Source organism: Luteitalea sp. (assembly GCF_044337415.1).
Lineage (GTDB): Bacteria > Acidobacteriota > Vicinamibacteria > Vicinamibacterales > Vicinamibacteraceae > Luteitalea.
Window position 1 is genome coordinate 1 of record NZ_JBIINP010000162.1, and the last position, 9,798, is coordinate 9,798.

Sequence of the window (9,798 nt, forward strand, 5' to 3'; positions counted from 1 at the left end):
TGGCCGCGACCTCGCCATGCTGGCTGAGGTCGAGGCCGTCGATCTCGGCGTCGGGCGAGACGCGCATGGGCCACAGCGTGTCGACCACCCGGTAGAGCAGCCAGGACCCGACGAACGCGAAGGCCGTGACGACGAGCAGGCCGAACAGGTGCACGCCGAACGTGTGCCACTGGCCGTGGATGAGGCCGACGTCCTTGGCGAAGACCCCGGTGAGGAGCATGCCGACCATGCCGCCGACGCCGTGGCAGGGGAACACGTCGAGCGTGTCGTCGAGCGTGCTCCGCGACTTCCAGTGCACCGCGAGGTTGGACACGATGCTGGCGATGAGGCCGATGGCGATGCTGTGCCGGATCGTGACGAAGCCGGCCGCCGGGGTGATCGCCACCAGGCCGACCACGGCGCCGATGCACGCGCCCATCGCCGACGGCTTGCGGCCACGCAGCATGTCGAAGAACACCCAACCGAGCATGGCCGCCGCAGACGCCGTGTTGGTGGTGGCGAACGCGAGCACGGCGGCGTCGTTGGCGGCGAGGGCCGAGCCCGCGTTGAAGCCGAACCAGCCGAACCAGAGCATGCCGGTCCCGAGCAGCACGTACGGGATGTTGGCCGGCTCGTGGGGCTCGTTGGCGACGTGGCTCTGCCGACGCCCGAGGACCAGCGCCCCCGAGAGTGCCGCCAGGCCCGCCGACATGTGCACGACCGTGCCCCCCGCGAAGTCGAGCACGCCCATCTGCCGCAGCCAGCCCTGGGGGTGCCACGTCATGTGGGCGAGCGGTGAGTAGATGAACACGCTGAACAGCACCATGAACAGCAGGTAACTGGAGAAGCGCACTCGCTCGGCAAAGGCCCCGGTGATGAGGGCGGGCGTGATGATCGCGAACTTCAACTGGAAGAGCGCGAACAGCAGCAGGGGAATAGTGGGCGAGAGGTCGGGGTGCGTGGCCGCGCCCACCCCGTCGAGCATGAAGAACGTGAATGGGTTGCCGACGAAGCCGCCGAGGCTGTCGCCGAAGGCCAGGCTGAAGCCGACCACCACCCACAGCAGGCTGATGACGCCCAGGGCGACGAAGCTCTGGAGCATCGTCGACACGACGTTCTTGAAGCGGACCATGCCCCCGTAGAAGAACGAAAGCCCGGGCGTCATCAGGAGGACGAGGCCGGTGGCGGTCAGCATCCAGGCCACATCGCCCTGGTTCCAGGGGCCGCCGGCCGCGACGGTGGGCGCTGAGCGCGGGAGTAGGGCGGCGAGGGCGACAGCCGACAACAGCACGAAGGGAAGGGAGCGAACGTTCATCGGGCACCTCCAGGGGCGGCAGGGCCGCCAAGTTTTTCCACGAAGAGCGTAGGCATGTTGCGCCTATTGGTCAACTCTCTGGCCACGCTTTGTAAAACATAGCTTTCTCTGTGTTTCTGCCTGCGCTTGGATCGTGCGAAACGCGCACGAATTGATCGACATGCCCACGCGCTGTCACAGCGTCGGCTGTCCACGGCTGCGCTATCGTCGAACAGACGATGCCGACGACATGCACTGCGCGCTTCGGGACGGGCGCTGCCGGCTCGGCGTGGGACGTCGACCTGCGGCAGCCAACCGACACGCGGGCGGCGGCCCGTATCGACGAACTGCCCGGTGTCGTCACCTGGGCCGAGGCGCAGGCTGCCTCCCGGCGATGGGTCGCCTTGCTGCTCACGTATGAGGCGGCGCCGGCCTTCGATGCCGCCTACCGGACGCGCCCCCCGTCCGGTCCGCTCCCGCTGGCGTGGGCCGCTGCGTTCGAGGCCGCCGAGGCCGTCGAAGGTCCGGCGCGCGCGCCCCTCGCGGCCATCGACGCCCCTTCGTGGGTGCCAGCCATCGACGAAGCGCGCTTCGTCGCCGATCTCGCGCGGGTTCACCAGTACATCGCTGCGGGCGATACCTACCAGGTCAACTACACGTTCCCGCTGACGGCGCGATTCCACGAGGATCCGGCGCGCTGGTTCGCGGCGTGCGCCGCACAGGCCGACGTCGGCTTCGCCGCCTGGGTCGACACCGGCACGTCCGTGGTCATGAGCCTGTCTCCCGAGCTGTTCCTCGAGCGTCGGGGCGACCGCGTGCGCACGAAGCCGATGAAGGGCACGGCCAGGCGCGGCCGCTGGCCCGACGAGGATGCCCGCCTGGCAGCCGAACTCGTCGCCAGCCACAAGGCGCGCGCCGAGAACGTGATGATCGTCGACCTCCTGCGCAACGACCTCGGACGGGTCGCCGCCACGGGCAGCGTGAGGGTGCGCGACTTGTGCGCGCTCGAGCGGTACCCCACCGTGTGGCAGCTGACCTCCACCATCGACGCCACCGTGCGGCCCGGCACGTCCCTGCTCGATCTGTTGCACGCCATGTACCCCTGTGGCTCGGTGACCGGGGCGCCGAAGGTGCGGACGATGGACATCATTGCGGAGCTCGAGCCCGCAGCTCGCGGCATCTACACCGGCGCGATCGTGCTCCTCCGGCCCGGTGGCGACTTCATCGCGAGCGTGCCCATCAGGACGGCCGTGCTCGACAAGGCCACCGGCATCGCCACCTACGGCGTCGGCGCCGGCATCACCGCCGATTCGGATCCGGCCGAGGAGTGGGCCGAGTGCCTCGCCAAGGCGCGCGTCGTGCGCCCGCCCGCCGTGCCGGAGGACGCGATCCTCTTCGAGACGCTGCGGCTCGAGGAGGGGACGCTGTGGCGGCAGGACGCGCACGTCGCTCGCATGGCCGCGTCGGCGGCCCTGTTCGGCTGGCCATGCGACACCAGCGCCCTCGAGCGCGCGCTCGAGGCGCTGCTCGTGGCGTATCCGACCGGCACCTGGCGGGCCAGGCTCTTTCTCGATCGGCGGGGCGTGGCGCGTGCGGAAGCCGAGCCGGTCGATCTCGCGCCGCGGCGCTGGCGCGTCGGGCTGGCCGCGTCGCCCGTCGATGCACGCAACCCGTTGTTGTTCAACAAGACCACCCGGCGGGATGTCTACGAGGCGGCGCGGGCGATGCGCCCCGACCTCGACGACGTGATTCTCTGGAACGTGCGCGGCGAGTTGACCGAAGGTACCGTGGGCAACCTGGTGCTCGAGCTCGATGGCCGCCGCGTGACGCCGCCGATCGGCTGCGGCCTGCTCCCCGGCGTGTTCCGTGCCGACCTGCTCGCGCACGGCGCGATCGAGGAGCGTGTGCTCACGGCGGACCTGTTGACGCGGGCCACGCGGGCATGGCTGGTCAACAGCCTGCGCGGCTGGATCGAGGTCGACCTCGTGCACCTCGACGCGGACGTCCCGGCCTGAGCCGACGCGCCGGCTCGACACGGTATGCGGTTCGGCGATCCGCTGCGGTTGCCGTTCGGCCCGGGCCGTTGTTCGCGAGTCACACTCGGGGCAGGTAGAGTGTTCGGGTGCAGATCACACGGCGAACACGGACTTCATGGCGCCGCGCCGCCGCTCTCGCGTTCGCCGGCGTCGTGCTGACGCTGGCCTCGCCGATGCCCGCAGCGGTCGCCGCCTCGAGTGCAATGCTCCAGCATCCACCTGGGCCGCTCGAGGCCACCGCCGTGCGACCGACGCCGGAGATGCCGGCCCCGCGACGCGTCACGCACGTGGCCCCGGCCTGGCCTCCAGGAACGACCGGCACGGTGCGGTTACGCGTGAACCTGGTGATCGACGCCGAAGGGCGGGTGGCCGAGGCGCGGATCACGACACCCACGGCCACGCTGCCGCGCGATCCCTCCGAGATTGCGGCAGTGCTGACGGCGGTGCGGCAGTGGCGGTTCGAGTCGCCAGCGCAGGCACCGCTCCTGCTCACCACCTATGTCGGCACCTCCGATGACGATGGCATCGTCGTGCCGTCGGGGCGCGCGCGTCCGCCGCTGCGCGTGGGTGGGGTGGTCGGCCCGCCCACCAAGATCATCCATGTGCCGCCCCGGTATCCCGCCGAGGCGCAGGCGGCCGGCGTCTCTGGTGTCGTGATCCTCGAGATCACGGTCAACCCCGATGGCGCCGTGGTCAACGCCAAGCCGGTGCGGAGCGTGGCGGGCCTCGACGAGGCCGCGATCGCGTCCGTGCTGCAGTGGCGGTACGCGCCCACGTGGCTGAACGGCGAACCGGTGTCGGTGATGCTGACGGTGACGGTGAACTTCCAGCCGTAGCGAAGAATGCCGCGATGCGGCGATGCCGGGAATGGCGAAGAGCGTCGGGACGCTCCGACGCGCCATTCACCACGACCACGCGGAACACGTGACGTCTGCAGGAACGGCGGGCACGGCTGCGGACGTCGCCGCGCCGACCTGTCGCAGCGACTCGCTGCGCTACAATCCGGCCTTCCGACAACCTCATCGGCGCACCTCCGCGCCGCCCTCCACCCCCGACGGGGAGGGCACGGTGGGGCGGTGGAACCGTCGCATCGATGAAGGAGACAGCGTGACCGACCGAGAGCGCAAGGAACTCGCCGAGACGCAGATCACGGCGCCGGAGGCCGCCGGCGACGAGGTCTCGGAGCGCATCGGCGAGGCCGATGACATGTCGGGGCGCCGCCGCACGGGCGGCGACGTCTCGGCGCACATCAGCGACACCGACGAGGTCTCGGAGCGCATTGGCCCGTACCGCATCATCCGCGAGATCGGTCGCGGTGGGATGGGCGTTGTCTACGAGGCCGAGCAGGAGGTGCCCGTTCGGCGCATGGTCGCCCTCAAGCTGATCAAGCTGGGGATGGACACGCGCGAGGTCATCGCCCGCTTCGAGTCGGAGCGGCAGGCGCTGGCGCTGATGAACCATCCCCACATCGCGCGCGTCTTCGACGCCGGGGCCACGCCCGACGGGCGGCCCTACTTCGCGATGGAGTTCGTGCAGGGCGTGCCGATCACCCAGTACTGCGACACGCACAAGCTGACCATCCGCGAGCGGTTGCTGCTGTTCATCGACGTCTGTCGCGGCGTCCAGCACGCGCACCAGAAGGGCATCATCCACCGCGACATCAAGCCGTCCAACGTCCTGGTGGCGAACCTCGATGACGTCCGCGTGCCGAAGATCATCGACTTCGGCATCGCCAAGGCCACGTCGCAGCGTCTCAGCGAGCACTCGGTCTTCACCGAGGTGGGGCAACTCGTCGGCACGCCGGAGTACATGAGCCCCGAGCAGGCCGAGATGACCGATGTCGACGTCGACACGCGTTCCGACATCTACTCGCTCGGCGCGCTCCTCTACGAGTTGCTCGCGGGGCAGCAGGTGTTCGATCCCAAGGACCTGCGTCGCGCCGGTCTCGCCGAGATCCAGCGCAAGCTGCGTGAAGAGGACCCACCGAAACCCAGCAGCCGCATCAGCCGGATCGGGCCTGCGTCGAACGTGCCCGCCACCAACCGCAGTGTCGACGTCCGCGTGCTCGAGCGGACGCTGGAGGGCGATCTCGACTGGATCACGATGAAGGCCCTCGACAAGGACCGCACGCGCCGGTACGAGACGGCCAACGGCCTCGCGATGGACGTGCAGCGCTACCTCGATGACGAGCCGGTGCTCGCGACTCCGCCCAGCGCCCTGTACCGCGCCAGGAAGCTCTACCGGCGGCACCGCATCCCCGTGCTCGCCGCCGCGGCCGTGGCCCTCGCGCTCGTCGCCGGCATCGTCGGCACGACGTGGGCGTCCGTGCGGGCCGCGCGCGCCGAGCGTGTCGCTGCGGCCGAGGCCGTGGAAGCGCGTCGGCAGACCGCCATCGCGACGGCCGTCAACGCGTTCCTCACCGACGACCTCCTCGCGTCGGCGGCACCGTCGACGGCCGCCGGCCGGGGCAAGGACGTCACCATGCGCGCCGTCCTCGATGCGGCGGCGGGCCGCATCGAGGAGGCCTCCAAGCCGGGGGGACGCTTCGCCAACGAGCCGCTCGTCGAGGCGGCGATTCGCATCACGCTGGGCAACACCTACGGCGAACTGGGCGAGTACGCCGCCGCCGAGCCGCACCTGCGGCGCGCCCTGGCCCTGCGACAGGGCGTGTTCGGTGAGGCGAAGGGCAGCTCGGTCGAGGTCATGAACATGCTCGGGTTGCTGGCATGGCGGCAGGGGCGATACGACGAAGCGGAGCCGCTGCTCCGTCGCGCGCTGGCCGCCGCCGCGAGCGGTGGGCAGGACGACCCCTTGTCGCTGGCCATCGAGATGAACCTGGCCAACGTGTTGCGGTCGGACGGGCGTTTTGCCGACGCCGAGCCGCTCTACCTGCGCAACCTGGACGCGAAGCGCCGGACGTTGGGTCCCGACCATGCGGACACGGTCTCGGTCATGGGCAACCTCGCGAACTACTACCAGGAGACGGGCAACTACGCGAAGGCCGAGGCCCTGCACCGGCAGGCGCTGGAGATCCGACGTCGCCTGCACGGCGAGTCGGAGCCGGCCACCGTGCTCGAGATCAACAACCTCGCCAACGACCTCGCCTTGATGGGGCGGGTCGAGGAGGCCGACCCGCTCATGCGACGTGCGCTCGAGTTGAAGACCGTGCTGTACGGGGCCGCCCATCCGAGCACGCTCAACAGCGTGAACAACGTGGCCGAACTCGCCCTGATCATGGGCCGCAGCGCGGAGGCCGAGGCACTGCATCGCCAGGCGCTCGAGGGGCGGCGTCGCGCGCTGGGCCCGACGCATCCCCGGACGCTGTCCTCACAGGAACGCCTCGCCGCCACGCTTGCCAGCCTCGGGCAGTTTGCCGACGCGGAGCGGCTCGCGGCGGAGACGGCCGCCGCCAGCGCCGCGAGCCGGGGGGCAGACGATGTGGTCACCATCGACGCCAACGACACCCGCGCCGTGGCGCTGCTCGGGCTGCAGCGACCGAAGGACGCGGCCGCGCTGCTGCGTCGCCAGATCGCGATCGTCGAGGAACGCAGGGCGGGAGGCGAGGACGCGGGGGAGACCGACGTCACGCTGACCGACCTCCGCGTCCACCTCGGGATGGCGCTCGCGGACCTCGGTCAGCGTGCCGAGGCCGAGGCTCTGCTGCTCGGCGCCGTCCCGGCGCTGTCGCCGTGGGAGGCCGACACCGCCCGCGCGTACCGCTTCGTGGCGCGGTTCTACGACGCGTGGAACCGCGCGGAGCCTGATCCGGCTCGGTCCGCACGCGCCGTCGAATGGCAGCAACGGTTCGAGGCCTCTCCGCGACGAGCGAGCGTCGAGTAGCCAGGTGGCTCACCTGGTGGCCGACCGCACGCTGTCCGCGCGCGAACGTGCCGGGATGCGGACGTGGCTCGACAGGGAGGACTGATGTCCTGGCACGCCGTCGTCCTGCCACTCGTCGCGCTCGTGCTGCTGGGGATCGCGGCGTGTGCGCCGGCGCGGCGCGTGGCGGTGGAGCCCGACCCCTGGCCGTCGCAAGTGGCGGCGGCCGACGCTCGCGTCGGCGAGGGCTGCTATCGCTGCCTCGATGACGCGTTGCACGGATACGAGCAGGCGCTCGCGGCGCGCGTGGACCCGGCCGTCGGGGCGCGGGCGTTCCGCACGGCCGTGCATCTCGCGCTGCGAGAGCGGCTGATCGGGCTCTACCCGGGGGCGCACCAGGGCACCCCTGAGCGCCTCCGCGCCCTGGCCATGATGGACGACGCGACGGTCGCGGCCGACGTGCTTGCCGCGGTGCCGTGGCGGCGCGGCACCCTCGCTCCCGGCGCCCTGCAGTTTCCCGGACCAGCGACGCTCTCGACATGGCGGTCCCGGCGGCACGCCCTCGAGGCGGTTGCTGATGGCGATTCCTGGAGCGCAACGTTGCTGATCGCGCTCGTCGCGTCGAACCCCATGGTCGCCGTCGAGGAAGGGGAGCCGCCCCCGCGCGGGACGCCGCCCCGGCTCGGTCCCGAACGATGGGCCGGACGCCCCGTCGACGACGGGGCATTCACGTTCACACGTCTGCTCTTGTTGCGGTCGTCCATCGACGACGTCCTCGCTTTCCAGGCAGCGCACCCGGGATTCGAAGAGGTCGGCGTACTGCTCGGCGAGGCCGAGCTCGGACGAGGCCGGCTCGTCTCGGCAGAGGAGGCCCTGGTACCGGCGCTGGCGGCCATGCCCGACCTCGTGCCCGCTCGCGTCCTCGTCGGCGACATCCGGCAGCGCATGGAGGACTTCCCGGCGGCGCTCGCGGCCTACGACACGCTGCTGGCGCGCGTGCCAGACCACCGCGAGGCGTTGCTGGGCCGCGTGAAGAGCCTCGGCTGGCTCGGCCGTCACCATGACGCCGTGGCCACGGCCGACACGATGCTCACGCTCGGCACGTGGTACACCGGCGAGGCGCAGTACTGGAAGGCGTGGAACCTGTACACCCTGAAGCGGCTGGACGAGGCGCGCGCGGCCGTGGACGCGGCGCGCAGCCTGATGGTCAACGCCGACCTGTCGTACCTCGGCGGCGCGATCGCCTTCCAGCAGCAGCGGCCGGATGACGCGTTGAAGGACTTCGATGCGGCGCTCGACCTCGAGGACCGGCACTGCGAGGCGCACTTCGATCGCGCGGCCCTGCATCTCGTGCGGCGCGCGTGGTCCCCGGCATCAACGGGCTTCGACGCTGCCTACGAGTGCCTCTCCGAGCGGACGCCCACGTTCGAACAGCGCATCGCGGATGCGCGGGAGGCGCGCATGGAGGAAGGGGCACGCGTGGCGCTCGTGGCGCGGCGTGAGCGTGCGCTCGTCGAGCACCAGCACCAGAAGGGCTGGGCGCGCTACAACGCCGCGGTGGCTTACGCCAACCTGGGACGCGACGCGGACGTACGTTCGCGAGTCGACGAGGCGCTCGCGATTGGTGGCCCCGCCGCCGACGCCGCCCGGGACCTGCTGGCGCGGTTGAAGAAGCGGTGAGTGTCGACCTGAAGGTCGACACCCACGAACTGTGGTTGTTCGTGGGCGTCGAGCTTCAGCTCGACGCTCGCTGATGCTCGGGCAGCCTGCAGCCCGTCGCCCGTGGCCGTTACTTTTTCTCCGGGGCCTTCGTCAGCTCAGGCGCCGGGTCGCCGAAGATGTGATGGTTGAACCACGCCAGGTTGTGCTGGAGCACCGCGCGCATCGACTTCGGCTTGGTGATGCCGTGGCCGAAGCCCTTGTAGACAATCATCTCCACCGGCACGCCGCGATCCTGGAGGCCCTGGCGCAGTTCGTACGCGTTGGCGATCGGCACACGCCGGTCGAATTCGCCGTGCTGGATCAGCGTCGGCGTCTTTGCCCCCATCACGTAGGACATCGGTGACGTCTTGCGGTAGATCTCCGGATCCTTGGCCGGGTCGGCGTCGAGGTACTGGATCGTGAAGGGCGTGATGTCGGTGTTGTAGTAGTACGTCGCCCAGTTCGAGATGCCGGCCCCCACCGAGATGGCCTTGAACCGCGTCGTGGAGGTCGTCAGGAACGCCGAGATGTAGCCGCCCTGGCTCCAGCCCATGCAGCCCAGGCGAGTCGGGTCGACCATCCCATTCGCGATCAGGCTGTCGATCCCCGAGAGCACGTCCCACGCATCTCCGACGCCGAGGTTGCGCACGTTCAACTGCCGGAAGCGCTGGCCGTAGCCGGCGCTGCCGCGGTAGTTCACCTTGAGCACGAGCGCGCCGCGCGCAGCCCAGAGATCGGCGGGGTAGTAGCGCGCGTCGATGGCCTGTGGACGGTCCACCCCGGTCGGCCCGCCGTGGATGACGCACAAGAGCGGGTACTGCCGACCCGGCTGGAAGTCGCGCGGCTTCACGAGCACGCCCTCGATCGTCTCGCCGTCCTGGCTCTTCCAGCTGATGACCTCGCGCGTACCGAGCGTCCAGTTGGCGAGCCGCGTCGAGCGCGTCGTGAACGCGCGCGGCGCGAACGTCG

At 70.5% G+C, this 9,798-nt stretch carries 6 protein-coding genes; 4 read left to right on the top strand and 2 right to left on the bottom strand.

Annotated features, from left to right (window positions below; translation table 11 throughout):
• Positions 1 to 1,294: ammonium transporter (locus ACIRDX_RS17510; protein ID WP_396626728.1), on the bottom strand; the 1,294-nt coding region annotated here is incomplete at its 3' end.
• Positions 1,295 to 1,512: 218 nt separating this feature from the next.
• On the opposite strand from ACIRDX_RS17510, the gene pabB reads away from it, so the two are divergent.
• The 4 genes from pabB to ACIRDX_RS17530 all read left to right on the top strand — a co-directional run bounded on the left by pabB (position 1,513) and on the right by ACIRDX_RS17530 (position 8,808).
• Positions 1,513 to 3,288, top strand: coding sequence for an aminodeoxychorismate synthase component I (gene pabB / locus ACIRDX_RS17515; RefSeq protein ID WP_396626729.1), 1,776 nt, complete (start codon positions 1,513 to 1,515; stop codon positions 3,286 to 3,288).
• 107 nt (positions 3,289 to 3,395) lie between these two features.
• On the top strand, positions 3,396 to 4,145 hold the full coding sequence (locus ACIRDX_RS17520; protein ID WP_396626730.1) for a TonB family protein: 750 nt from the start codon (positions 3,396 to 3,398) through the stop codon (positions 4,143 to 4,145).
• A gap of 271 nt (positions 4,146 to 4,416) precedes the next feature.
• A complete protein-coding gene (locus ACIRDX_RS17525) occupies positions 4,417 to 7,149 on the top strand; it encodes a tetratricopeptide repeat protein (RefSeq protein ID WP_396626731.1) in 2,733 nt (910 codons plus the stop codon).
• A gap of 84 nt (positions 7,150 to 7,233) precedes the next feature.
• Entirely contained in the window at positions 7,234 to 8,808 is a 1,575-nt protein-coding gene (locus tag ACIRDX_RS17530) for a tetratricopeptide repeat protein (RefSeq protein ID WP_396626732.1), read from the top strand.
• Positions 8,809 to 8,917: 109 nt separating this feature from the next.
• Here the strand turns inward: ACIRDX_RS17530 and ACIRDX_RS17535 are convergent.
• Positions 8,918 to 9,798 (bottom strand): alpha/beta hydrolase family protein (locus tag ACIRDX_RS17535; protein ID WP_396626733.1); only part of this gene is annotated, 881 nt, incomplete at its 5' end.